This is a genomic window from Mycobacterium syngnathidarum (assembly GCF_001942625.1).
Classification (GTDB): domain Bacteria; phylum Actinomycetota; class Actinomycetes; order Mycobacteriales; family Mycobacteriaceae; genus Mycobacterium; species Mycobacterium syngnathidarum.
The window spans coordinates 36650-61554 of the sequence record NZ_MLCL01000076.1 but is presented as its reverse complement, the minus strand read 5'-3'; the positions used below and the strand labels follow the sequence as shown (position 1 = coordinate 61554).

At 64.7% G+C, this 24905-nt stretch carries 27 protein-coding genes and 1 pseudogene; 9 read left to right on the top strand and 19 right to left on the bottom strand.

Features of this window, described 5'->3' with window-relative positions; translation table 11 throughout:
- The first annotated feature begins 2 nt into the window (after positions 1-2).
- Positions 3-329, top strand: a complete 327-nt coding sequence (locus BKG60_RS20875; protein WP_070189423.1) for a YnfA family protein — start codon at positions 3-5, stop codon at positions 327-329.
- A gap of 3 nt (positions 330-332) precedes the next feature.
- On the opposite strand, the gene BKG60_RS20870 is transcribed toward BKG60_RS20875, so the two are convergent.
- Together BKG60_RS20870 and BKG60_RS20865 are read right to left on the bottom strand one after the other, a co-directional pair.
- Positions 333-1220 (bottom strand): SCO6745 family protein, encoded by an 888-nt coding sequence (locus BKG60_RS20870; protein WP_070189424.1) that lies wholly within the window; start codon positions 1218-1220, stop codon positions 333-335.
- Between the two features lie 8 nt (positions 1221-1228).
- Positions 1229-1945 carry a FadR/GntR family transcriptional regulator gene (locus BKG60_RS20865; RefSeq protein ID WP_070189425.1) on the bottom strand — a complete coding sequence of 239 codons (717 nt, stop codon included), beginning with the start codon at positions 1943-1945 and terminating at the stop codon, positions 1229-1231.
- Positions 1946-2067: 122 nt separating this feature from the next.
- Between BKG60_RS20865 and BKG60_RS20860 the strand changes: the two genes are divergently transcribed.
- Positions 2068-2583, top strand: a complete 516-nt coding sequence (locus BKG60_RS20860; protein ID WP_070189426.1) for a gluconokinase — start codon at positions 2068-2070, stop codon at positions 2581-2583.
- Positions 2580-4016 (top strand): GntP family permease, encoded by a 1437-nt coding sequence (locus BKG60_RS20855; protein ID WP_070189427.1) that lies wholly within the window; start codon positions 2580-2582, stop codon positions 4014-4016. The genes BKG60_RS20860 and BKG60_RS20855 overlap by 4 nt, the downstream gene beginning before the upstream one ends.
- 61 nt (positions 4017-4077) lie before the next feature.
- Here the strand turns inward: BKG60_RS20855 and BKG60_RS20850 are convergent, their stop codons facing one another.
- Positions 4078-4572 (bottom strand): RDD family protein, encoded by a 495-nt coding sequence (locus BKG60_RS20850; RefSeq protein ID WP_070189428.1) that lies wholly within the window; start codon positions 4570-4572, stop codon positions 4078-4080.
- Between the two features lie 9 nt (positions 4573-4581).
- A complete protein-coding gene (locus BKG60_RS20845; protein WP_070189429.1) occupies positions 4582-5337 on the bottom strand; it encodes a DoxX family protein in 756 nt (251 codons plus the stop codon).
- A 163-nt stretch (positions 5338-5500) separates the two neighbouring features.
- Between BKG60_RS20845 and BKG60_RS20840 the strand changes: the two genes are divergently transcribed.
- The 3 genes and pseudogenes from BKG60_RS20840 to BKG60_RS32850 form a co-directional block, all read left to right on the top strand.
- Positions 5501-6199 (top strand): MBL fold metallo-hydrolase, encoded by a 699-nt coding sequence (locus BKG60_RS20840; RefSeq protein WP_070189430.1) that lies wholly within the window; start codon positions 5501-5503, stop codon positions 6197-6199.
- A 44-nt stretch (positions 6200-6243) separates the two neighbouring features.
- Positions 6244-7062 (top strand): acyl-CoA thioesterase domain-containing protein, encoded by an 819-nt coding sequence (locus BKG60_RS20835; protein WP_070189431.1) that lies wholly within the window; start codon positions 6244-6246, stop codon positions 7060-7062.
- A pseudogene (locus BKG60_RS32850) lies at positions 7019-7201 on the top strand (peptidase M42); the annotation flags it as partial. The gene BKG60_RS20835 and the pseudogene BKG60_RS32850, both read left to right, overlap by 44 nt.
- A gap of 46 nt (positions 7202-7247) precedes the next feature.
- Here BKG60_RS32850 and BKG60_RS20830 read toward each other — a convergent pair.
- The 3 genes from BKG60_RS20830 to BKG60_RS20820 form a co-directional block, all read right to left on the bottom strand.
- Entirely contained in the window at positions 7248-7655 is a 408-nt protein-coding gene (locus BKG60_RS20830) for a GtrA family protein (protein ID WP_083284555.1), read from the bottom strand.
- A gap of 128 nt (positions 7656-7783) precedes the next feature.
- Positions 7784-8200, bottom strand: coding sequence for a hypothetical protein (locus BKG60_RS20825; protein WP_070945776.1), 417 nt, complete (start codon positions 8198-8200; stop codon positions 7784-7786).
- A gap of 88 nt (positions 8201-8288) precedes the next feature.
- Positions 8289-9644 carry an aromatic ring-hydroxylating oxygenase subunit alpha gene (locus tag BKG60_RS20820; protein WP_120764983.1) on the bottom strand — a complete coding sequence of 452 codons (1356 nt, stop codon included), beginning with the start codon at positions 9642-9644 and terminating at the stop codon, positions 8289-8291.
- A gap of 151 nt (positions 9645-9795) precedes the next feature.
- Between BKG60_RS20820 and BKG60_RS20815 the strand changes: the two genes are divergently transcribed.
- On the top strand, positions 9796-10413 hold the full coding sequence (locus BKG60_RS20815) for a TetR/AcrR family transcriptional regulator (RefSeq protein WP_070945750.1): 618 nt from the start codon (positions 9796-9798) through the stop codon (positions 10411-10413).
- A gap of 35 nt (positions 10414-10448) precedes the next feature.
- On the top strand, positions 10449-11282 hold the full coding sequence (locus BKG60_RS20810; RefSeq protein ID WP_070945775.1) for an EamA family transporter: 834 nt from the start codon (positions 10449-10451) through the stop codon (positions 11280-11282).
- 15 nt (positions 11283-11297) lie between these two features.
- Here the strand turns inward: BKG60_RS20810 and BKG60_RS20805 are convergent, their stop codons facing one another.
- From BKG60_RS20805 to BKG60_RS20750, 12 genes are all read right to left on the bottom strand, one after another.
- A complete protein-coding gene (locus tag BKG60_RS20805) occupies positions 11298-12143 on the bottom strand; it encodes an ABC transporter permease (RefSeq protein ID WP_070945749.1) in 846 nt (281 codons plus the stop codon).
- On the bottom strand, positions 12140-13015 hold the full coding sequence (locus tag BKG60_RS20800) for an ABC transporter permease (protein ID WP_070945748.1): 876 nt from the start codon (positions 13013-13015) through the stop codon (positions 12140-12142). Before BKG60_RS20800 ends, BKG60_RS20805 begins: the two co-directional genes overlap by 4 nt.
- Before the next feature lie 5 nt (positions 13016-13020).
- Entirely contained in the window at positions 13021-14214 is a 1194-nt protein-coding gene (locus BKG60_RS20795) for a polyamine ABC transporter substrate-binding protein (RefSeq protein ID WP_070945747.1), read from the bottom strand.
- 60 nt (positions 14215-14274) lie between these two features.
- Positions 14275-15303 carry an ABC transporter ATP-binding protein gene (locus tag BKG60_RS20790; protein ID WP_234998629.1) on the bottom strand — a complete coding sequence of 343 codons (1029 nt, stop codon included), beginning with the start codon at positions 15301-15303 and terminating at the stop codon, positions 14275-14277.
- 439 nt (positions 15304-15742) lie between these two features.
- Positions 15743-17164 carry an MFS transporter gene (locus BKG60_RS20785; RefSeq protein ID WP_070945746.1) on the bottom strand — a complete coding sequence of 474 codons (1422 nt, stop codon included), beginning with the start codon at positions 17162-17164 and terminating at the stop codon, positions 15743-15745.
- A gap of 152 nt (positions 17165-17316) precedes the next feature.
- Positions 17317-18381, bottom strand: a complete 1065-nt coding sequence (locus BKG60_RS20780) for an isocitrate/isopropylmalate dehydrogenase family protein (protein WP_070945745.1) — start codon at positions 18379-18381, stop codon at positions 17317-17319.
- Between the two features lie 15 nt (positions 18382-18396).
- Positions 18397-19245 carry an alpha/beta fold hydrolase gene (locus BKG60_RS20775; protein ID WP_070945774.1) on the bottom strand — a complete coding sequence of 283 codons (849 nt, stop codon included), beginning with the start codon at positions 19243-19245 and terminating at the stop codon, positions 18397-18399.
- 376 nt (positions 19246-19621) lie between these two features.
- A complete protein-coding gene (locus tag BKG60_RS20770; RefSeq protein WP_070945744.1) occupies positions 19622-19927 on the bottom strand; it encodes a hypothetical protein in 306 nt (101 codons plus the stop codon).
- 137 nt (positions 19928-20064) lie between these two features.
- Positions 20065-20586 (bottom strand): nuclear transport factor 2-like protein, encoded by a 522-nt coding sequence (locus BKG60_RS20765; protein WP_070189442.1) that lies wholly within the window; start codon positions 20584-20586, stop codon positions 20065-20067.
- Between the two features lie 107 nt (positions 20587-20693).
- On the bottom strand, positions 20694-21545 hold the full coding sequence (locus tag BKG60_RS20760) for an alpha/beta fold hydrolase (RefSeq protein WP_070945743.1): 852 nt from the start codon (positions 21543-21545) through the stop codon (positions 20694-20696).
- A gap of 85 nt (positions 21546-21630) precedes the next feature.
- Complete coding sequence (locus BKG60_RS20755) at positions 21631-21921, bottom strand: hypothetical protein (protein ID WP_070189444.1); 291 nt, start codon at positions 21919-21921, stop codon at positions 21631-21633.
- Between the two features lie 105 nt (positions 21922-22026).
- Positions 22027-22962: a L,D-transpeptidase gene (locus BKG60_RS20750; protein WP_120764982.1), complete on the bottom strand. Its 936-nt coding sequence runs from the start codon at positions 22960-22962 to the stop codon at positions 22027-22029.
- A 379-nt stretch (positions 22963-23341) separates the two neighbouring features.
- Between BKG60_RS20750 and BKG60_RS20745 the strand changes: the two genes are divergently transcribed.
- Positions 23342-24832: a multicopper oxidase family protein gene (locus BKG60_RS20745; protein ID WP_070945772.1), complete on the top strand. Its 1491-nt coding sequence runs from the start codon at positions 23342-23344 to the stop codon at positions 24830-24832.
- Positions 24833-24905: the final 73 nt, after the last annotated feature.

Here is a 24905-nt window from a genome sequence, read left to right as displayed (position 1 = left end):
TCATGGTGGTCAAATCGATCGCGCTGTTCGTCCTGGCCGCAGTACTGGAGATCGGTGGAGCCTGGCTGGTCTGGCAAGGTCTGCGCGAACACCGCGGCTGGATGTGGATGGGTGCCGGGGTGATCGCGCTGGGCGCCTATGGATTCGTCGCGGCCTTTCAGCCCGACGCCCATTTCGGCCGCGTCCTGGCTGCCTACGGCGGTGTGTTCATCGCCGGATCATTGGTGTGGGGCATGGTCGCCGACGGCTTCCGGCCCGACCGCTGGGACGTCGCGGGTGCGCTGGTGGCTCTGGCCGGGGTCGGCCTGATCATGTACGCCCCGCGCTGACCATCAGGTCAGATGGGCGCTGTCGTCGTCGAGGTCGTGCCGATTCAGGCCCATCGGCGTGGCGGCCGGCACGTCGCCTGCAGCCACCACCTGCCGGGTGATCGGCGTCAACACCTGGAACAGGGTGATGATCTCGTCGTCGGTCAACGCATCCAGAGCGCCGAGCGCCAAGGCATCGGTGCGATCCTCGATCGACTGTTTGACGTCGCGTCCGGCCTCGGTGAGCTCACCGTCGCCATCGAGCCAACCGCGCGAGCGCAGCTGCCCGACATAACCCGCCCACTGCTCCTCGTCGTAGTCGCGGCTGCGCATGATCATCTCGCGCGGCACGCGTCCGGCCGCCGCGTGCAGCACATTGCTCTGCCGTCCGCTGATGCCCTCGGCGACCAGAACGGCCACATGGGCGTCGCCGCGATGTTCGCGCAGGAGGGTGACGGCGTGCCACAGTTTGGCGATCGGATCCTCGGGCCATGGCTGGGCCCGGTTGGCGGCGTAGAGCGGACGGCCATCCAAGGGTGCCGTGCGGGCAGCCTTCGCGGTCAGTTCGGCCGCCAACCGGGTCGACTCGGATTCGGCCACCCCGGATCGTCGCAGTGCCGCGGCCGCCGAATCCGACCGGACTTGCAAGAGCATTGCCGGACTTGCCTTCTCCCACGCTCCGGGAAGCGCCTTGGCGACCCGCTCGGTGGTGAAGTTGTAGAACGTGGCGGCGACGACGTCGGCAGGCACGATGCCCAGCGGGGCTGAGCGAGCGGCGAAGTAGCCCGTCCAGAAGCCGCGGTAGCCGAGGGCGTCGAGGGCGGCGCGCGACTCGGGGGCGAAGTAGGTGACCGCGTGTACGGGTTCCAGCCGGTCGAAGAAGCGACGCGCGAGTGCGGGAGTACGACCCATATGGCTAGTTAAGCATCGGGCCGGTCGCCTTCTTTCACCGCGGTGGCCGCCTCGTCGATGATGGCCCGCATCGCACGTTCGGCGGCGTCCTCGTCACGCAGCCGGATCGCCCTGGCCACTTCGTCGTGTAACTCGATGGCGGCGGGATTGGGGGAGTCCGGCATCAGGCCATGTTCGGTGCGACCGGCCAGGACCTCGGCCACCACGTCGTTGAGCGCACGGAACATCTCGTTTCCGCTGGCGTCCAGGAGTGTCCGGTGAAATACCTTGTCTGCCAGTAAATATGCGTCGAGATCGCCGGATCGGCCGTGCACCACCATGTCCGAGACGGCGGCAGCGAGAATGCGGCACTGATCCGGGTCGGCCCGCCGGGCAGCCAGTGCCGCGGCGGCCGGTTCGAAACCCCGCCGAAGTTCCGACAGTGAGGCCAGCATCGCGGCCCGGTCGCCGGCGTGCAGGCGCCAGCGAATCAGTCTGGGATCGAAAACATTCCACTTGCGCGCGGGTTGGACGGTAATCCCGACCCGGCGCCGCGACTCCACCATGCCCATCGACTCCAGCACCCGGATCACCTCGCGCGCGACGCTGCGCGAAACCTCGTACTCGGCGCTGAGGCGGTCCAGGGTCAGCACCTGCTCAGCCGCCAGCTCGCCGGAGGCGATTCCGGTGCCGAGGGTGGTCAGCAGGCCGGCATGCAGTGCGCCGACATTTGAGGGCGATGACACGGTTACATCGTGTCATAGCGGTGCCACATCAGTAATAAACCGATGTAATCGAGATGGTATTGCAATCGTATGACTTTTACGCCATGCTGTGTGACGGCAGACACACATTGTGAGGCGGATGTATGGGGTCACCGGTAGTGGTCATGGGCGTATCGGGGTCGGGAAAGTCGACCGTCGGCGCGGCGTTGGCACAGCGGATGCGAGTGCCGTTCGCCGATGCCGACGACTTTCACCCCTCCGCCAACATCGCGAAGATGTCGGCCGGCCACGCGCTGGATGACGACGACCGCTTTCCCTGGTTGGAATCGATCGGTCAGTGGCTCGCCGATCATCACGCCGGCGGCGTGATGAGCTGCTCGGCACTCAAACACAAATACCGCGACCAACTGCGACAGCACTGCCCTGGCGTCATATTTCTGTATCTGAGCGGCTCAGTCGAGGTGATCCGCCGACGCCAGGCCAGCCGCCCTGGTCACTTCATGCCGGCCGCGCTGCTGGATTCCCAATTCGCGACGCTGGAACCACTCGGCCCTGACGAGGTCGGTATCGCCATAGACGTGGATCAGAGCATCGACGCCATAGTCGACGAATACATGGCCCAAATCGACACTGACACAACAGAACAGGAGAACCGATGACCTCGGCGCTCACTCATCTCGCGGCCGGAACAGAACTGGTCGAGCCGGTGGCGGGCGGCGCGCAGTTGGTCCTGGCCGCACTGGCCGGAATAGCCTTGATCGTCCTGCTCATCACGATTGTCAAACTGCACCCGTTCCTCGCACTGATCTTCGGCGCTCTGACCGTGGGCATCGCCGCGGGCGAGAACATCAGCGACGTCCTTGCCTCGTTCTCCAGCGGTTTCGGTTCCACGGCTGCCAGTGTCGGCATACTGATCGCCCTCGGCGCGATGTTCGCCAAGTTGCTCGCCGACTCCGGCGGCGCGGACGAGATCGTGGACACCATCGTCGGGCACGCGTCACCGCGCACGCTGCCGTGGGCGATGGCACTGGTCGGGGCGATCATCGGCCTTCCGATGTTCTTCGAGATCGGGCTGGTGCTGCTGATGCCGGTGATCTACCTGGTGGCACGCCGTTCCCAACTGTCCTTGATCACCATCGGGATTCCTGCGCTGGCAGGCCTTTCGGCCATGCACGGATTCGTACCGCCACATCCGGGACCCGTCGCCGCAATCTCGTTGCTCAACGCCGACCTTGGGGTCACGCTGGCGCTGGGTGTACTGGTGGCGATCCCGACGATCGTCGTGGCAGGTCCGTTGTTCGGCAAGCTGGCCGGACGCTGGGTCGTTCTCGAGGTTCCCGACCGGTTCGACGCGGCGGACACGGCCGGCACCAACCCGGGCGGCGGCACGGCCGCGACCATCACCGCGACCCCGACGAAGACACGACCGACCTTCGCGATCACGATGTTCAGCGTTCTGCTGCCGGTGGCCCTGATGATGGGCAAGGCTCTCGTCGACATCTTCGTCGAAGACACGTCGCACTTGCTGCGTCAGACATTCGACATCGTGGGTCAGCCGCTGATGGCGTTGCTCATCGCGGTGGTGGTCGGGATGTTCACCCTCGGTGGCGGGGCGAAGATGACTCGTGACCAGATCGTGAAATGCATCGAATCGTCGCTTCCTCCGGTCGCCGGGATCATCCTGATCGTCGCAGCCGGTGGCGGATTCAAGCAGGTTCTGGTCGACACAGGGATCGGCACATTGCTCGCCGAATGGGCCAAGGGCGCCAATCTTTCGGTCACCCTGCTGGCGTGGGTGCTGGCCGTCCTGATCCGGTTGGCGACGGGGTCGGCGACGGTGGCCACCATCACCGCCTCGTCCCTGATGCTGGGGTTGGTCGAGGGGATGAGCGCCGGTGAGGTGTCGCTGGTCGTGCTCGCGGTCGGTGCCGGCTCGCTGTTCTTCTCACATGTCAACGACGCCGGATTCTGGCTCGTGAAGGAGTATTTCGGGATGACCGTCGGCCAGACCATCAAGTCGTGGTCGCTGATGGAGACGGCGCTGTCGGTGACCGGCCTGGTTGTCGTCCTGCTGCTGGGGCTGGTGATTTGAGCCGCTGACCCGAGCCCCGGCGTGTGGCACCTGTGCGAACGGGCGCCACACGCAACGGTTCTCAGCTCCGGACCACCTGCGTTCCACCGGCGAATTCGTCGTGCTTGCCCTGCTTGGTGGGGCTGGAGCTGATGGTCACCGCAATGACGATCATCGCGATGATGCCCAGGAACCCGCCCACGAACGGAATGATCGGCAGCAGGGTGAAAGCATTGCGAATCGCCGCCTCCTTCGCCGTCGGCTTCGGCGTACCACCGGGGCCGTGCACGGCCAATCCCAACAGCTTCTTGCCCGGTGTCGCGCCCGTCGCCACCTCGAGACCGACGAAGTACACGAACATCAGCAATCCGCTGAAGAGGCCGGTGACCCAGTAGTTCGACAGCGAATCGGTGATGAACGAAAGGAAGAATGCCACGATCCCGACGATGATCCCGTCGATCACCCGCGCGAACCAGCGGCGAACCAAGCCGCCGGGAGTCTGGGTGGCATAGGGCGGTGGGTAGCCGCCCGGTTGTCCGTATTGTCCGTATCCCGGTTGATAGTCACCCGTGGTCATGCCACAACGTTACCGACCACGGCGCTGGTCGAGTTGGGTTCGCGCGCGATCGGCCAACGCAGCGGAGCGTTCGCGGGCCGCCTCGGCCAGTTCCGGTGCGCGTTCACGGGCGACCAGCGCGAATTCGCCGGCGCGGACACGTGCGGCGTCAGCCACCTCTGGCCCGTGTTCGCGTGCCAGTTGAGCCAACTCGCCCGCCCGTTCCACAGCCGCATCAGCGAGCTCGCGGCCGCGTTCGGCGCCGACGGCCAATCCGTGCCCGATCCGCTCGGCGATCACGCCGTCGGTGAGCGCGTCACCACCGGCGGACACACCGGGAACTGCAGCCGCGAGGTTGGCCGAGACCTGCTGCGCGGCACGGCGGCCGCGCCAGGCCAGTGACGGTTTACCCGCCGTATCGGCGGCCGCGATGATCAGGCCGCCGAGCAGACTCACGTCGGTGAAGAACTCACGGCGTTGCGCTGCCGCGTGTTGCGGGTCGGCATCTTTCAGGAAGGCCTGTGAGCCGATGCTTCGTGGCAACATGGTGACGGCCAGTGCCGCCGCGGTCAGGCGTGGGGCCCGGCCAAGCGCCAGGAGCAGACCGCCGACCACCTGAACTGCCGCGTTGACCCGTGCCACGGCTGCTGCGTTGTTCGGAACCCCGGCTCCTACCGGACCGGGTAGTGCACTCAATGCGCCGAGTGTTCTGCGGGTGGTCTCGGTGGAGGTACTCGGGTCGCGCAGGGTGTCGACACCTCGGGCGATGAAGGTCGCAGACAACATGGGGCGGGCGATTCGTCTGATCAACATGGGCTAGGAGTTCCCGCAGCCCGCGACGGCAAACCTGTGCGGTCAGCTCAACGGTTGCATGGCAGCATCAGCGCCCGGCAGTGCACCGGAGTAGCTTCGCAGGCGTGCGTCGCGTGGTCGGTGTCGGCGGTGGGCGATGAATTACGACTGGGAAGACCTGGGCGCGGGTGTGTGGCGCACCCGCCTCCCGTTTCTCGATGTGACGGTCGGACTCGTCTGCGGCAGCGCACAAGCCCTGCTGGTCGATTCCGGCACGACCCTGATCGAGGCCCACGGCATCGAGTCCGACGTCGCGGCGCTGTCCGGGCAACGCATCGGGCATATCGTCCTGACGCACAATCATTTCGACCACATCCTGGGCTCCTCGTGGTTCAAGGATGCCGAAATCCATTGCGCACCAGAGGTCGCCGAAACCATGGCGGCCGGCCGGGCGCACCTGCGCGCGGACGCGATCGACCACGGTGCCGACGTCGACGAAGTCGATCGGGCGATCGCCGCGATGACAGTGCCCACGCACCGACTGCCCACGGGCGAGATCGATCTGGGTGGCCGAACAGTGAGCATCTGCCGCCCCGGCCCAGGCCATACCCGCCACGACCTCATCGTCACAGTTCCGAATGAGCGCACCGTGGTGTTCTGCGGTGACCTCGTGGAGCAGTCCGGCGATCCGGTCATCGATGAGGATTCCGACCTCGAGGCCTGGCCGGCCACCCTGGATGCGGTGCTGCGCGCCGGCGCGCAGGATGGCGTGTTCGTTCCCGGTCACGGCGCGGTCGTCGATTCGCATTTCATCCGGCTTCAGCAGGGCTGGCTGCGTGCCCGGCGCCCTTGTTGATCCCCGCCGCCAAATTTAGTTAGTTCATATGCGACGATTCGCCGGTGACCGAGGTTGACGCCCATTTCGTGCAGTCCGAGCAGGACAGGTTCCAGCCGACCCGCTTTGCGCAGAGCCACTGGGGAGAGGACCACCTCAACGGGCCGGCATTGGTCGGACTGGCGGCACGAGCTCTGGAGTCAGCCTTCGGGCTGCCCGAATTTCTGCCCGCCCGGCTGACCGTCGACCTGTTCAAAGCCGCGCGCGGGCTGCCGACCACGACGAAGGTGGCGTTGATCCGCGACGGCAGGCGGGTCCGCAATTCCGAATGCGAGCTGGTCCAGGACGGCGTGACCGTTGCGCGTGCGACGTTGGTGCAATACCGGCTCAGCGCACCCCCGCGAGGTGAGGAGTGGACCGCGCCTGCCCGGTTCGAACCGCCGGCCGCGCTCGACGGGGACCGGAAGACGTATATGGGCAGCGACGAGGGCGGCTGGAGCCGTGCGATCGCCGAGCACCAGAACGCATCCCGCAAGCGGTTCATGAACCGCACCATCACCGTGGTGCAGGGGCATCCGAACTCGCCGTTCGTGCGCGCGGCGATGGCGGCCGAGGGCACCAGCCTGGTGACCAACCTGGGCACCGCCGGCGTCGGCTACATCAACGGCGACCTCACGGTCGCCCTGTCACGGTTGCCCGGTGACGAGTGGATCGGCGTCCAGGCGGATTCGCACTGGGCCGACGATGGCGTGGCCGTGGGTGCATCGACGTTGTTCGACAGTGCGGGTGCCTTCGGTACCGGCCTCGTCACAGCGATCAGCAACCCCGAGGCTCAGATCGATTTCTCCGACGACCCGTTTCCGGATCGCACCGCACCACGGTGACCACATGCGGCCTGCGAAGTTTGCACGGCCCCCGCTGGGCACGATGTATCCGGCGAGTTTCGGTTTGGGGCCCGTCGCGATTCTGGGTGATGACGAAACCTTGTGCGGAGTCTTGGCATTGGGCTCAGGGCACACCACCGACGTCCTGGAGGAATTCGTCGCGAGCATATGATCGGCTCGATCGGCTACCGGCGAAACACCACCCACCGCATGGCGCTGTACATGAAGATCGCCTCGCACCCGCCTGCGACAATCCTGGCCAGGTGGTACTCGACGCCCACCGCGGCCAACACGCTGGATACCCCGAGGATGAACGCCAGGTAGTTGATCACGACCACGATCACATACACCGTGAGCTGGGGGCCGACGGCTGCATGCGAGCGGAAGTTCAGTGTGCGGTTGAGGTAGTAGGCCAGCCCGAAGGCCGCCGCGTATCCGACGGTGATCGCGAGTGGAAGCGGGGCCCCGAAGGCACCGTGCAGGGCCGTCAGGATCGCCAGATCGACACCGAAGGTAAAGGTGTTGATCAACACGAAACCCAGGAATGTGGGCGCTACAACGGAATTCAGTGGTCCCGGCAGGCGGCGTACCATCCGTACACATAGTCGGTGAAACCGCTCGGCCTTGGTCAACCGGTCCGGTTCGTTCCGCACATGGACACCGTGGCATCAGAAGGTTGCAGCTAGTTGAGCGCCAGACCAACCGTGAGTGGTGAACGGGCTCACTCAGAGATCTCGACACCTTCATAGCTGCTCAGCAGCTCAGTGTTGGGCAACGCCATCTGCAGGTACACGTCGATGTGGCGGATCTTGTCGTCGGCGGTGAACTCGTACACGGACATCGAGTTGACGACCGATTCGAAATCGCCCATCTTCGTGCGCTCCTCGAGCTCGAGAAACACCACGCCGTCCACTTCGCTGACGCGCTTGAACAGGCCGTCCCATTCCGATGCCGTAGCCCAGTTGGTCAGGAAATCGGTGTACTGATCCCAGGTCATCGTTTCTTTGAAGTTCCCGACCCGTTCGAACTCGTCGACCGCGATCAGCTCCGCCAGCGGCGCCCAGCCCTCGGCCCCGAACCCGGGTTGCTTGGCGGCGTCCACGAGTTGCTTGGTGGTCACCGCATACTGCACGGCCATGCGGCTGCGGCCGGTGTACGAGTCGACGACCTCACTGACGTGTTTCAACGAAAAGTCCTATCGGTAGTGGATTTCGAGGCGGGCTCGATCAGGAGTCGGCGGCGGCCGCCAGGTACTTGTCGACGACCGAATGGAAGTGGGCGATGACGACTTCTTCTTTGACCAACGCCATGTGTTTCAGTGCGGTGTTGCGCAACCCGATCTGCTGGCGCGGCATCTGCTCGTAATCCTGTTGCAGCGCCTCGAAATACTTGAAGCTGCCTGGTTCATCGACAACGATCGGTTCAGCGGTGAACGCGGCCTTGGCCTCGTCGGGCAGCCACATGTAGCTGGCGACGTGCCAGATGCAGCGGTTGGGGTTTCCGTCGGGGTGCGGCAGTGACATGATGATGTGCGCTTCTCCGGCGCGGATCGTCATGAAGAAGTTCGGGAACCAGACCCAACCGTGGTTGTCGCTCATCTGGGCGTCGGTCAGCCCGCTGACGTCAAGTCCCATGTTGGTCAAGGTGTCTCGCGTCGCCCTCTGCATGAGTGTGCGCGCGGTGATGCCGTCGGGAAAGTTGAGTGTTCCGTCCGCGCCCCGGTACTCGGCGACGAGCTCCTGGAATCGGGGGATGACCGCGACGGTGGACGGAAATGTCTCGGGTAGGTCCATGATTCCGTCGACCTGCTGTTCAGGGGTGGCGCCGACGACGTCGAACGGTGCCATCGACACGCTGTGCTGCTCGAAGAACCGGTACCGGCTGGTGGCGGGGTCGATGTTGATCACCCGCAGCAACTGGGGATGGATGCCGTCGATGTGGTAGCCCTCCTGGAAGGCGTCGAGCACGACCTTCCAGTTGCAGTCGATGGCTTCGGTCACGTCCATCACGGTGACCATCTGGTCGAGGTGGTAGGGCGCGAGCATCGTCGCGACCTCTTCGCCGATGAAATCCGCCAGTGGCGCCGCGTCCGGATCCGGATTCAGGAAGATGAAACCGGCGAAGGTGTCCACCGCGACCTCGATCAGCCCGTGCGTGTCCTTGTCGATCGGCCCGGCCAACGCTTCGCGCAGCATGCCTTTGAGCCGCCCGTCGAGGTCATAAGACCATAAGTGGTACTGACACAGGAAGCCGCGCTTGGCATTTCCGCGCGATTCTCGGCACAGCACGTTGCCTCGATGCCGGCACGCATTGACGAACCCGCGAAGCCGCGTGTCCTTGCCGCGCACGATGAGGTAGGACTGGTCGAAGATCTGGTACTGCTTCCAGTCGCCCGCCTTGGTCAACTCGTCGACCCGGCCGACTACCTGCCAGACTTTGTTCCATATCGAATCACGCTCCTGGGCGACGAATTCCGGAGCAATGTAGCGACTGGTCGGAATTTCCATCCGATACGCATCGGGGGCGATGTCGCCGAGGCCGGTGGCGTTCTCGACCCAATCTCCGGGACGTGCTGTCTGCACGGACGGACCTCCTCGATCGATATGTGGGCGGTGAGGTGTCATTTGTGACTGCAGTCACTACTATACATAGACGTATATGCAATACAAGGATGAATATCTGGGCTGTGAAGCGTGTGAACACAACTGCGCCGACCTTTGACAGGATGGGCCCATGGCCGAACGCTGGACCAAGCAACGCCGCTTGGAGCACACCCGCAATGTCTTGCTGGATGCCGCCGAGGAGGTGTTCGCACGCAAGGGGTTTGACGGGGCCGCGCTCGAAGACATCGCCGAGGTCGGGGGATACACCCGCGGCGCCATCTACTCGCACTTCGGCAGCAAGGCCGAGTTGTTCCTGGCGGTCATCGAACGACAGCGTCAACAATTCTTCGACGGCTTCGCCGACGTGATCGCCACGTTTCACCGACTCGAGGATCTCGACGCCGACGAACTCGGTGATCGCTGGCGGGATCTGGTCGCCGTCGAGGGGCCCGACCGCGCCGTCCTCGGATCCGAGTACACCCTGTTCCTGCTTCGTAACCCCGAGGCGCGGGAGCGGGTGGCCGCGCAACGAGAGGAAACGGTCAGAGCGCTGGCTGACTACATCGCCAAAGGCGCTGCCCGACTGGGAGGCCACGTGGGTATCCCGGCCTTGGACCTGGCTCGTGTCATTCTGGCCGCCAACGACGGCGTCACCCTCAACAGCCTGTTGGACGACCAGGCGGTCTATCGGCCCTTCCTTCGCATGGTGCTGGCCAATATCGTTGTCCCCAAAAGCAACAACTCGTGAGCAAGACCCACCATCCGGCGCGTACCGGCGCGCTGATGGCGATGGCTTCCATGCTCTGCGTGCAGATCGGCCTGGCGGTGGCTGTCGGTTTGATCGACCAGATCGGTGCCGAGGGTGCCGCGTGGCTGCGGCTGGCATGGGCCGGTGTCCTCATGCTCGTGATCGTGCGGCCTCGCCCCTCGGCCTTCACCAAGTCCGCATTCTGGACCTGCGTCGCCCTCGGCGTCGTCACTGCCGGGGTGACGATGCTCTTCATGGCCGCGCTGTCCCGCATCCCGCTCGGTACGGCCAGTGCGCTGGAGTTTCTCGGCCCGCTGGGAGTGGCTGTCGCGCACGGACAGGGTCGCAATCGCATCCTGTGGCCCGGGCTGGCGGCGGCCGGTGTCGTGCTGCTCACCGAGCCCTGGACCGGCGACGTCGATCTCGTCGGTGTGCTCTTCGCGCTGAGTGCCGCGCTGTGCTGGGCGTGTTACATCCTGCTGACCCAACGGGTCGGTGACGAGGTAGCCGGCATCAAAGGACTCGGGGTGTCGATGCCGGTCGCCGGGTTGGTCAGCACTGCCGTCGTCGGGCCGTCGATATTTCCCCAATTGACCCCGCAGTTGCTGCTGATCGGTGTGGGCCTGGCTGTCCTGCTACCGGTGGTGCCGTTCGCGCTGGAGATGTCTGCGTTGCGGTATCTGAGCACGGCGGCGTTCGGAACGCTGATGGCCCTGGAGCCGGCCTTCGCGATGCTGGTCGGGTTCGTGCTGCTGCACCAGATCCCGGCCCCGGCCGCGGTGATCGGAATCTGTCTCGTGGTGGCAGCGGGGATCGGTGCGGCGCGCACCGGAGCGCGCGCCACACCGGTCCCGGCCGAAATCGGTTGACGAGGAACCGCAGGTTCAGACGTCGATCCGCTTGCGCCGGTACAGCGTCCCGGCCACGAGCAACAACAGGCTGACCACCAAGATCGCGGTGGCGAGCACGTTGATCTGCGGTGGCACAGCGGCTTTGACAGCAGCGTTGACATACAGGGGATAGGTCACCGTGGAGCCGCTGACGAAGTAGGTGATGATGAAGTCGTCGAGGGACAACGCGAACGACAGCATCGCGGCGGCGACGATTCCAGGGACGATCAGGGGCAGGGTCACTTTGAAGAACGTCCGGGTAGGGCTGGCGCCCAGATCCATCGAGGCATCCTCGAGCGTCCAGTCGAAACCACGCACCCGGGCGCGGACCGTCATCGCGACAAAGCTGACCTGGAATGCGATATGTGCCAGCACGATCGTCATGTAGCCGGTGGCCCAGCCCAGGTCGAGGAACAGTGTCAGGAGCGAGGCACCCATCACCACCTCGGGGGCGGTCAGCGGCAGCACGAGAAACGTGTCGACCGTTTTCTGGCCACGGAATCGCTGACGCACCAGTGCGATTGCCACCAACGTGCCCAGCACCAGCGCCACAGCGGTCGATACCGCGGCGACGTTGAGGCTGAGCTTCAGTGCGTCGGTGAGTGCCGGGTATTTGAACGGGTGCGCCCAGTTGTCGAGGGTGAATCCCTGCCAGGTGTAGTTGAACTTGCCTGCCGGATCGTTGAACGAGAACAGCACGATCACGAAAATCGGCAGAAACAGGTACAGCAACACCAAGCCCGCGACGAGCCGCAGCACCAGGTCACCCCACCTGCGGGAGCCCTTGACGGTCCTGGATACGGGCTGCTCGAGCGGCTCGGTCATGGCCTGAGTGGTCACACCAGATCCTCCGTCCCCAATGCCCGGGTATAGAGCAGCACGCCGGCCAGGATGATGGCCATCAGCACCATGCTCAGCGCGGCGGCGGCCGGATAGTCTTTGACCACCAGGAACTGTTTCTGGATCACATTGCCGATCATGCTGGTCTGGGTGCTGCCGAGGTAGTCGGCGTTGATGAAGTCGCCGACCGCCGGGATGAACACCAGCATGCTGCCGGCGAGCACCCCCGGCATCGACAGCGGCAGAATCACTTTGGTGAAACTACGCCGGTTGGACGAGTACAGGTCCTTGGAGGCCTCGATCAGGCGCGGATCGATCTTCTCCAGGCTCACATAGAGCGGCAGGATCATGAAGATGATCCAGTTGTAGACCAGGCCACCGATCACCGCCCAACTCGTCGACAGCAGCCGTCCCTCGCTGGGCAGCAGGCCGATCGAGCCGAGTGCGCTGACCACCAAGCCGTCATCGGCCAGGATCGTCTTCCAGGCGATGGTGCGGATCAGGAAGGTCACGAAGAACGGCAGGATGACCAGTCCGAGGATGAGGTTCTTGTACCGGCCCGCTTTGAACGCGATGACGTAGGCCAACGGAAATGCCAGCATCGCACACACCACGGTGGCCACCAGTGCGTAGCCGAAAGACCGAAGGATCTGGTCCTGGTACACGGTGAAGGCGTGGGCGTAATTGCCGAAGTTCCAATCGAACTGCAGCGTGGGCAGATACACCGAGCCACCTGATGTGGACAACGACGTGCGTGCCAGCGAGAAGAACGGCACCACGAAGAAGATTCCGAGGTACACCAGCGCCGGCAGGATCATCAGGTACGGCGCGATCCTGCTCCGCTGCCGGCTGCTGGTGGCCACACCCGCCATCGGCCTCAGCCTCCGGTCACTGCGGCGTAGAGAGTGTTGAACTCCTGGGTCTTCTCATCCGACAGCGCCGGCCACGACTTCAGCTTCGCCTGCATGTCGGCGGGCGGGTTGATCAAGGGGTTGCTCGCGATCTTGGGATCGATCTTGGCGAGTTCGTCGGTCATGTCGGACAACACGGGCACGAACTGGGTAAACGCGATGAGTTTGGCGTAGTTGGCCCGGTCGTAGACGTAGTCGATCCAGTCCTCGGCGGCCTTCTGGTTCTGTGTGGTGTAGGGGATCACCATGGTGTCGATGAACCAATCGCCACCGGACTCGGGAACGATGAACTTCAGATCCGGATTGTCGGCCTGCAGTTGTACCACGTCACCCGAATATGCCTGGGCCACCGCGATATTGCCGGCTGCGAGGTCGTCAGCATAGTCGTTGCCCGTGAACCGGCGGATCTGGCCCTTGTCCTTTTGGTCGCGGATGAAATCGACGGCCTTGGTGATGGATTCGGTGGTCGGGTCCTCCACGGAATTACCCTGCCACTGCATGATCATCCCGAGCCCGTCCTGGACGTCGGACAACAGGCTGACCCGGCCCTTGAACGCAGGATCCCACAGATCGTCGATCTTGGTGATGTCACGTCCGGTGGCGGCGCTGTTGTATGCCAGACCGACCATGCCGGTCATGTACGGAGCCGTGTACTTGCGTCCGGGATCGGCCTTGGAGTTGAGCAGGTCCTGGCGCAGGTTCTTCATGTTGGGCACGCGCGAATCGCGGATTTCGTTGAGCCACTTGAGTCCGGCAAGCCGCACTGCCATGAACTCGGTGGGCACGACGAGGTCGGCGCCGATGTCCTGCATGCGCGACAGCGGTTCTTTCGCCTTGGCGAACCACTGTTCGTTGTCGTTGAAGTCTTCCTTGTAATCCACCGTCAGGCCGGTGGCAGTCTGGAATCCTGCGACGAATCCGTCAGCCATGTAAAGCGGCCAGTTCGATATGCGGACGGTGCCGGTGGCCGGGGACCCGTCGTCGGGTGCAGCCGAGGTGCTCGGCGCACCGGACTCCTCACCTGAACTGCACGCGGCCAGGACCGATGGCCCCAACGCCAGTGCGGCGGCCGCAGCGGCGCCGCCACCGAGGAATCGGCGGCGTGAGGTCCGGTTCGCGGTGAGCCGGGCGAGCAGTCGGGGATCGAGATTGTCGGGCATGGGCGGCCTTTCGGGGTATTCGGGCGCTTGACGCAAATGAGGGTGGCGGGGCGCAGACATCTAGGTGTCGTCGAGCATCTCTTCGAGGTCTTCGGCGGTGGGTATGTCGGCGGCGGGCAGTACCCGCGACGCTTCTGGTGACCAACTGACGTGCACCGCGTCACCGGGACGCAGCAGCGGCAGGTCCTGCTCGGGCCCGACGTGGGCGATGATCGTCGAATCATCCGGTGCGGCAACGGAAAGCCGTAGCACCGGACCCTGGAAGGTGAGATCTTTGACCGTGGCGGACACGGTTGCGACGTCGCCTTCTGGCGGGTCGATCGTGACGCGGACCCGCTCGGGCCGGACCATCAGGGTGGCCTGCCCGCCGGGTTCGATCGTGGTATCGCCGGGCTTGGCCTTGAGCGTGGTACCGAGCACCTCGACCTCGACGAAGTCGCGGTTGGTCCGGCCGGTCTGCCGGCCTGGCCACAGGTTGGCCTGACCGATGAAGCTCGCGACGAACACCGTTGCCGGGCGATCGTAGATCTCGGTGGGGCTGCCGATCTGTTCGACGTTGCCGTTGTTCATCACTGCGATCCGGTCGCTCATGGTGAGCGCCTCTTCCTGATCGTGGGTGACGTAGATGAAGGTGATGCCGACCTCGCGCTGGATGCGTTTGAGTTCGAACTGCATCGCGTGGCGCAGTTTGAGGTCGAGGGCGCCGAGCGGCTCATCGAGCAGGAGCGCGCTGGGGTAGTTGACCAATGCCCGGGCCAGCGCCACCCGCTGTTGCTGCCCACCGGAGAGCTGGCCGGGTTTGCGCTTGGCGAAGTCGGTCAGCCGCACGATTTCCAGCAGCTCGTCGACGCTGCGTTTGATCTCGGCTTTCTCCTTCTTCTGACTGCGCGGTCCGTAGGCGACGTTGTCCCACACCGTCATGTGCGGAAACAGCGCATAGTGCTGGAAGACGGTGTTGACGTTGCGCTTGTGCGGTGGCACCCGTGAGACGTCGACCCCCTCGAGGCGGATGGCGCCTTCGGTGGGATTTTCGAACCCGGCGATCATGCGCAGCGTGGTGGTTTTCCCGCATCCCGAGGGGCCGAGCATCGAAAAGAACTCGCCCGGCGCGATCGAGAAGTCCGCATCGGCCACGGCGAGATAATCGCCGAACCGTTTGGTGACGTGGTCGATCTCGATGACGGGCGAGCCGCTACGGGGTGTGTCCTGTCCCGTCGATTTGTCGACGGCGGTGATATCTGGGCCGGTCAGCGGTCTCCTCCTCCGGTGCAGCCTGGAAGCTGTCGGTAAACCATCGCGGATTGTGCCGACCTTCGCAACCGTTTCCGCAATGAATTAACAATTTTTCAATGGAATCCTTCGTTTGAAGTGGCTTGGTAGCGCGATTCCATAGCATGGCGGGCATTCGGCCACGCCGCGCGTGGGCAGGCCGACGTCCTGCGGGGCGTCAGTGGCTCGGCTCAAGTTTCGCAGTTCAGCGCGCTGTCTCGGCGGGAAACCGACGACGGCAGGAAGGCGAATCTGGGGTTCAGCCCCACTCGTGGTTCATCGCGCGCGACTCCGACATGGTGTGCACGGACTCGCCGTGGCGGTCGGGTGCGCGCGAGACCGCGATGAGGGCCATCGCCAAGCCGGCGGTTACCGCGCCGGCGACGAAGATCGTCACGAAGCTGCCTTCCGACGGCACCACTTGATGGCCGAGCAGCACGGCGACGACGGCCGCGGCCAGCGAGCTGCCGATCGTTCGCGCGATCGCGTTCATGCTCGTGGCGATGCCCGTCTCGTTGGTGCCCACCTCACTGACGACCAGCGCGGGCAAGGCGCCGTAGCCCAGGCTGATATAGGCGTTGGCCAGGACACCGGCCAGGACCACCTGCCAGGGACGGTCGTGCGCGACGGCAAGCATGACGAATCCGGCGATTCCGGCGACGGCGGCTACGACCAGCACCCTGCGGGCGCCGTACCGGTCGATGTAGCGGCCACTGACGAGCGCCACCAGAAAACCGGTGATCGCACCGGGGAGCAGGAAGTAGACACTGGCCTGCAAGACGCTCGCGCCGAATCCATAGCCGGCGGCCTGACGGGACATCTGAACGAACTGAGTGAGGCCGAGAAAGGCGAAGTACAGGCCCATCCCGACGAGGATCGTGGCCAGATTGGTCAGCAGGATGGGCCGCCTGGCCAGCATCGCGGTCGAGACCAGGGGATCGGCGGCACGTCGCTCCCACCACCACCAGCCGATCAGCGCCGCGACACCACTCACCAGAAAGCCGATCGTGCCCGGATGGCGCCAGCCCCAGGCGTTGCCTTGGGTGATCGCCAGCAGGACCGACGACAGACCGACCGCCAGACCGGCTGCGCCCAGCCAGTCAATCGGGCCGCCGGCGTCCGGCCGGCGGTTGGGTACGACGACCAACGCCACCACGATGACGACGGCGGTGAAAGCGGTGGTCAGCCAGAACACGCGGTGATAGCCCGCATCGCGGGACATCAGCAGGCCGGTGACCACGAGACCGACACCACCGCCGAAACCCAGCGTTCCGGACAACACCGACATCGCTCGCACCAGGCGCTCTTCGGCGAGCTCCTCGCGCAGGATCGCGATGCTGATCGGATAGAGCGCGTAAGAGGCGCCCTGCAGGACGCGGGCTGCCACCAACAGCGGTACCGACGCGGTGACCGCGGCCAGCACCGAGCCGGCCAGCACGACCAGCAGTACCCCCAGCAGGACACGCTTTTTGCTATGGAGATCGGCCAGCCGGCCGATCAGTGGCGTTGACGCGGCTGCGGCAAGCAGGTTGGCGGTGACGGCCCAACTGACGGCCACCGACGAGGTGTTCAGCTGGTGGGCGATGATGCCCAGGATCGGCACCACCGCGGTCTGCAGGATGGCGACGGTCAGGGCCACCAGGCTCAGCCCGGCGATCAAGACGCCAGGGCGACGTGGCATTCCGGGAGCCGCAGGGGAGGCGGACCGCTCAGAATCGGTCCTGGTCACTACCCGCTCCGATCCATAGCCAATCTTTGTGTTTCTCGATTATGGCCTTGTTGCGGGATGCGCCCCCACACCGGGTGCGCGGTCGAACAGCCGCGCTCGTCGGGTCAGTCCAGCGCCGCCAGCACGTGCTCGGTGAAAGCTGACGTCGACGCGCTACCACCGATGTCGGCCGTGCCAACGCCGGCGTCGAGGACCCGCCGGACAGCGTCCTCGATGTTGTCCGCGGCGACGCCGAGCGCCGGTGTGCCGTCCTCTTGACCCGCGAGCCAGCGCAGCAGCATCGCGGCCGACAGGATCATCGCGACGGGGTTGGCGATGTCGCGTCCGGCGATGTCGGGTGCGGAGCCGTGGGCTGCCTGCGCCATGGCGTGGGTATGGGAGGCATTGATCGACGGTGCCATCCCGAGGGATCCGCTCAACTGGCCGGCGAGATCGGACAGGATGTCGCCGAACATGTTCTCGGCCACGATCACATCGAAGTCTCGCGGGTGGCTCACCAACCGCGCCGCCAGTGCGTCGATGTGCTCACCACGGACTTCGACATCGGGGTAGCTCTCGGAGACCGTCAGACATACGTCCAGGAACAGGCCGGTGGTCTTGGTCAGGACATTCGTCTTGTGTGCGATGGTGACGGACTTGCGCCGCGCGGCCGCCAGCTGGAATGCCTGGTGGGCGATCCGCTCGCTGGCCGTGCGGGTGAATACCGCGACGGCCAGCGCGATGTCGGGCGTGGGCATGAATTCGCCTGCGCCGTCGTACATATTCCGGTCAGCGTAGAACCCCTCGGTGTTCTCCCTGACGATGACCACGTCCAGGTCCGGGCACAGCGCCCGGACCGATGCGCTCAAGGTCCGTGCGGGCCGGATGTTGGCGAACAAGTTGTAGCGCTTGCGGATTGCACCACCGGGTGACAGCGTGCCGCGGAACTGCTCGGGGTACCCGGCGTTGTCGTGCGGTCCCAGGATCCATCCGGGCAGCTCGTCGAGTTCGGACAGCGTCGGTTCTGGCAGCGGGGATCCGAAGTCGCCGATCGCCTCGAGGCCGAAGGGCAGCTCACGCCAGCGCACCTCGACCGCCACCCCGGCCAGGGCTTTTTCAGCGACGCGGGTCGACGCATCCACGATCTCGGGACCGATGCCGTCACCGAGGAGCACACCTAGAGCCAGCACACCGTCATCCTCCGCTCAAACCGGATGCGCTGTGGACCACTGCAGGAACATTTCGGCAATCTCCGCGGGTTTTTCTTCCGGCAGCCAGTGTGAGACGCCGGCGAGGGTTTCGAATCGGTAGGGTCCGCTCACGTACTTGGCGGTGTCGCGCGCGGGCTTGGCCTTGATCGCGATATCGCGGTCACTCCAGACGTAGAGGGTCGGCACCGTGATGCTCTGCGCTTCGCCCAGGCCCGACCGGCTCAACGGCATGGCGCGATACCAGTTCAGCGCCGCGGTCAGGGCCCCGGGTTCGGCCATGGCCCGGGCGTCACGTTCGGCTGCCTCGGATGGCAGCCCGCTGGAGATCAAGGATCTGGCGATTGCTTTGCCTTTGCCGTCGCGCCCGAGCATGAGCCGTTCGGACACCCACGGCAATTGATTGACGTACATGTACCACGACGCCAGGCCCTGCCGACTGGTGAGCAGCGACCGCAGAAACGCGATCGGGTGGGGCACCGACAACGCCGACAACGAAGCCAGCTTCTCGGGCGCCGCACCGGCCACGCTCCACGCCACGGCGGCACCCCAGTCGTGTCCCATCAGATGGACCCGATCGGCGCCGCTGGCGTCGATCAGCGCGAGGACGTCCTCCACCAGCTCGGTCCCGCGATAGTCGCGACGACGACGCGGCCGGGCGCCGGGCGAATATCCGCGCTGATTGGGCGCCAGACAGCGGAAGCCCTGCGCGGTGAGCAGCGGGATGATCGGCTCCCAACTGGTGTTCTGTTGCGGAAAGCCATGAAGCAGCACGACCACCGGTCCGTCGGCCGGCCCGCGATCGATGACGTCGAAAACGAACTCCCCGCGCCGGTATTGATCCATACCGTGCATCATGCCAAGCCGGGCGGGGCCGGCGGTAGGTGGAGTGCTTCCGGTCCGGGAACACCCTCCTTGGCGAGAGCGGTTGTTTGCCAGGCGATCCCGCGAGGCGAGTGGTGTCGGCGGCCGTGACCTTCCGGTGCCCAACTTGTGACGGCAACGTGGCGCCGATCGACGCCTGCACGGTTGCAGCGCACGAGCAGGGTGCGGTACCAATCATCAGGTGTGTGCGGGAACGAACATTTGATGACCGGGATTGGGCCAGAAGATGTTCGGGGCACGGCGCGGTGAAAGCGGTGTGCCCGACTTCCCGTTGAGCATCGGATCCCGGTATCTGGTGGGGCACTTGGGGATGGTGCCCCACCAGAAATCGGTTCGGTTACAACGGAATCCAGGTGCCGAGGAACCAGAAACCCCAACCGCGGCCATCTCCGGCAGGCATCGGGGTCACCCGCTGCCCGTTCCATTCGAATGGCTGATGGTCGCGCCGGCCCTGATCGACACCCCGGCCGTGCCAGTCATTGCGCTGAGGCCCGCGGTCGTCGCGGTGCTCACACGGCGCACCCGGCCGGCCGCAGCCCGGGCCGGGATCGGCGCCGGCGGTACCGATGCCGAGACCCAACAACCCGGCGGTGCCGATTCCTGCCGTCAACGCGGATACGCCCACGGATTTCTTGAAACCCATTGCTTTGCTCCGTTTCTGAAAGGTGCGGCGATCGGCGCCGCACGGGAAGCAAAGCTATTTAGGCCGGATGGGTTTGCCCTGTGCCTGCTGTGGGGATGGGCTGTGCGATCGACAACGGATCGACAACCGGTCTGCGCTCACCAGGTCAGGTTGTGTTTTTCGAAGTGGCGGGCCAGGGCCTCCATGTATTCGTCGCCATGGAAGGGCCCACGGGCGCCGATGGCCTTTTCGAGGAACGGGCCGTACTCCTCGTCGTTGACGTAGGTCGACCAGTGGGTGATCTGCCCGTCGTCGTTGGTGTCGATGAAGCTGATCGAATAGAAGCCCATGGTCTGGCCCTCGGCGGTGGTGCCCTCCCAGCGGTAACGCATTACGAGGCCGTTCTCGGCGGGCCAGAACTTGTGGTCGACGGGTTTCCAATCGGGGAAAACCACTGAATAGGCCTTGGCCTCGACGGTGGCGGCCACATCGAACGAGGTTGCGACATCCTTGAGCACGAGTTCTTGCCCGGCCACGAAGTAGGGCGAGGTGTACACGGCGTCGTCAGTGAACTCCCACTCGTCGTACGACTCGCCTTCCTGGACTTTCCGCAGCACATACTTGTCCCGGTAGCTCTCCGCCATGCGGCGGTGTTTGGCGATTCGGTCCACGAGATCCATTGCAGTCCTTGTTCATTGGAGGAGTGGTAGCGCGAGGCCGGCCAGCGCGTGTGGTGTGGCGCACACCACTAATATACAGAGCTGTATCACAGATTCAATGATGAATTTCAAGCCCGGGTCCGGGTGAGGAATCCGAGCACGGTCTGCTCGAAGGCTTCCCTGGCCTCGATCATCGCCCAATGCCCACAGTTGGGGAACACGTGCAGCTCGGCGTTGGGGATCGTCCGCATAGGAATCAGCGCCATGTCGAGCGGGCTAACCCGGTCATCTCGACCCCAGGTCAGCAGAGTGGGGGCGGCGACCTTGTGCATCTGCGCCCAAGGCATCGGGGCGTCGGACGCACGCATGGCGGCCATCATTGCCGCGAACGCCGCCTTGCCGTACATCCGCTTGGCGGCCGCCAGTGCCGTGGGGTCGGTGGCCAATTCCCACCGTTGTTCTATGAGTTCGTCTGTGACGAGTGCCGGGTCGAACACCATCGAGTTCAGCCAGTCGACCAGACGCTGGCGGGTCGGATCTTCGGTGAATTCCTGCAGCAGGCGGATGCCCTCGCTGGGGCCCGGGCTGAACAGGTTGGTCCCGATGCCACCGATGGTGACGAGTTTGCCGATGCGGTCCGGTTGCCGGATGGCGAAGTTGACGCCCACACCGCCACCCATCGAGTTGCCGACGATGTGCACGCGGTCGAGGCCCAGGGCCTCGACGAATGGGGCCACCACACCCTGAGCGGTGACCATCGGATGACCGCCGAGGTCGTCTGTGACGCCGAATCCCGGGAATTCCAGTATCAGGCAACGGAATTGCGCGGCAAACGTGGGAAGGATCCCACGGAAATTACGCCAGCCGGTGACCCCGGGCCCCGAGCCGTGCAGGAACAGCAGCGCCGGCCCGTCCCCGGTGTCGTAGTACCGCAGGACGCCTGCGGACGTCGCTATTTCCCTCAGTTCCAGTTCGGTCATGCCGACCAACCTACGGGCGTCCGTTCACCGGCCCGTCGACAGTCCCGCCCCGCGGCAAGGGCTCGCGGAGCGGGGCCGGGCCGAGTCAGAACGTCGGTACGAACACGCCGTTCATCCAGATGCCCCAGTGCTGCCAGCCCTCATCCCAGACTTGGGGGTTGCCGGCGCCCCACGTCGGCTGGGCCGGTGCCGGCGGTGCCCACGCGGGTGGCGAGCCGGGATTGGGTCCGCCGGGAAGGGTCGTTGCGATCATGGGCTGATGGGGTGCCGGTGCGTATCCTGGGGCGGCGCCGGCGGTGGCCGCGCTCATCCCGGCGGCACCCGCCGCCATCCCACCTGCAATCGCTGCGCCGGCAATGATCTTGGCGATCTTCATGGTCGTAGACCTCCAATCTGTATGCGATGAATTTCGCCGGACCCTCTGGCTATCCAGCATGTAGCAGCCGTAAACCCGATTACGCCAACGAAAAACACGACCCGGTCAGATCTGCCAGTCGTTCGCCCCGTCGTTCTGGTTGTAGAGGCCGACGGAGTTCTTCACGACGACGGGATCACCGCTGCCGAAGTGGTCGAAGAACCATTGCGCGTTCGCCGGGCTGAGGTTGGGGCAGCCGTGACTCACATTGCGTTTGCCCTGATCAGAAACGGACCATGGGGCGCTGTGCGCGAAAATGCCGGTATTGCTGAGGCGGACGGCATTTTTGACCTTGAGCTTGTAGCCTTCGGCCGAGTTCACCGGGACACCGTAGGTTGACGAGTCCATGACGATGTCGGGGAACTTTTCCAGGACGTAGTAGGTGCCGTTGGGGGTTTCGTAACCTGGCTTCCCGAGTGACACGGGAAAGGTCTTTTCCAGCACGCCATTACGGTGGATCTGCATTTGATGAGTGTCGTCGTCGATGGTGGCCACCAGCGCATCGCCAACCCGAAAACTGGACTTCGTGCCTGCGGCGTCAATGTTCACCACTGTGCCGGACGGCCAGAAATCGATTGGCCGCCAACGTACCTGGGTGTTGCTCATCCAATAGAACTTTCCGGGCACCGGCGGGTTGGAGGAGATGTGAATCGCATCCTCGGCCAGCTGACGGTCGGCGATCGGCCGTTGGAAGTTGATGTAGATCGGCTTCGCGACGCCAACCGTCGACCCGTTGGTGGGGTTGAACGCGGGTGGCAGAAATGGCGGCTCACCACTGAACGGCAACGGATTCTGCCCGGCCGGGACGCCGACGTTGGCCGCTTGGCCGGACAGGTCGAGCCAGGAGTTCTCTGGCGGGCCGAAATGCGGAACCGGTTCGACGGGCGGCCCCGCCGGTCCAGCCGGCTCCGCCAGGGCCGAAGCTCCGGTCACCGCTGACGCGGTGACCGTGGCAGTTGCCGCGATCGCGGCGATCCACAGGTGTCTGGTCCGGTGTTGCACTGGGCCTCCATCGATGAGGTGTCGTTGATGACCACGCCCGCCCGGGCGGATGAATGACGTGATCCACTCTACTAGCTACGTACGTGGATAGTAGTTACCGGTGGTGAGTCCGGTCGTTGCTGAGGTCCCCGTCGCCAGCGTGAAAGCGTTTGTTTTCCATGGCATTTGTGAAGAATCTGTAAATGTCTGCGCATAACTGTCGTCGCGGCGGCTGCTGGACCTGGTAATACGTAGTTTTCCAATACGTGGGCAGTACGTAGGTTGTTGTGAGTTCGATATGAGTGTCGATTCGCGTCATGTAGGCGACGGCCGAAAAACTTCAACGAACCTTCACACAATCCATACCGATCCACCGATGTGGGTGACGAGGGTGGAGAACATGCCAGACATCGCCGATCTGCCTCAGCTCAGCCGTCGGGGGTTCCTCGCGGCAACCGCCGCTCTGGGTGCCACAGCTGTTGTGGGGTGTCAGCGCGACGCCGGCGCCACATCGACCCGCGTCGATTCCCGAGACGCGATCTCCATGGCCGAAGCCCGTCGGCCGCACAGCGGGCGCACGGTGTCCACCACATTGACCGCCCAGCGCACGCGGGTGGACCTCGGCGGCACGATTGCCGACACCATCGCCTATAACGACATCGTGCCCGGACCACTGCTGCGGGCATCGGTCGGCGATGAACTCGAGGTCACGGTCCGCAACCGGCTCGGCCATTCGACCTCGGTGCACTGGCACGGGTTGGCGTTACGCAACGACATGGACGGTGCCGCGCCGGCCACCCCTGACATCGCCGACGGCAAGGACTTCACCTATCGATTCTCGGTGCCCCATCCGGGCACATATTGGGCTCATCCACACACCGGGCTCGATGCGGACACCGGTCTGTACTTCCCGTTGATCGTTGACGACCCCCGAGATCCGGGCCGATACGACGCCGAATGGGTGGTGATGCTCGACGATTGGACCGATGGTGTCGGCCCGAGCCCTGCGCAGATCTATGACCGGCTGCGGATGTCGTCGGGAGATGGGCACGACATGCCGGGTATGGGTGCCCGAGGTGGGTCGCCCCTCGGCGGTGACGCCGGTGATGTCGACTATCCGATGTATGTGGCCAACGGGCGTAATGCCGAGAATCCCAGCAGCTTCCGGGCCCGCCCTGGCCAGCGCGTCCGGATCCGGTTGATCAATGCCGGCTCCGACACCGCGTTCCGGGTCGCGTTGGCCGGGCACCGTCTGACCGTCACCCATACCGACGGGTTCCCGGTGGTCCCCAGCGAGGTGGACGCGCTCCTGATCGGGATGGGCGAGCGATATGACGTGACGGTGACCGCCGGGGACGGGGTCTTCCCGCTGGTGGCGGCTGCTGAGGGGAAGAATGCGTCGACGCGGGCGCTGTTGGTGACAGCCATCGGTTCGACTCCGCCGCCTGACTACGCGCCGCCGCAGCTGCACGGCCGGTTGGGAACGGTGAGTTCCTTCACCGCCACACCCGAGGCGACCTTTGAGGCTGCGCGCGCTGATGTCGAACTGCCGGTCGAGCTGGGTGGCTCGATGGCCAGGTATGACTGGACGATCAACGGCCGGCCATTCGAGAAGTTGCGGCCCCTGACCGTGCGCGAAGGCCAACAGGTATCGATGACTTTCCGGAACTCGACGATGATGTGGCATCCCATGCATCTGCACGGTCACACGTTTCAAGTGCTCGGTGAACACGGACGCCCCGGCGCACGCAAGGACACCCTTGTCGTGCTGCCGATGCAGCGACAGCGCGTGATCTTCACCGCCGACAACCCGGGGATGTGGATGCTGCACTGCCACAACACTTATCACCAAGAGGGCGGAATGATGACGAGACTCGACTACAGCAGCTGACCATTCTTCCGAATTGGGGGAGTACTACGTACTGGACTATGTAGTAGGTACCGATGCCGCGTCGAGGCACCCC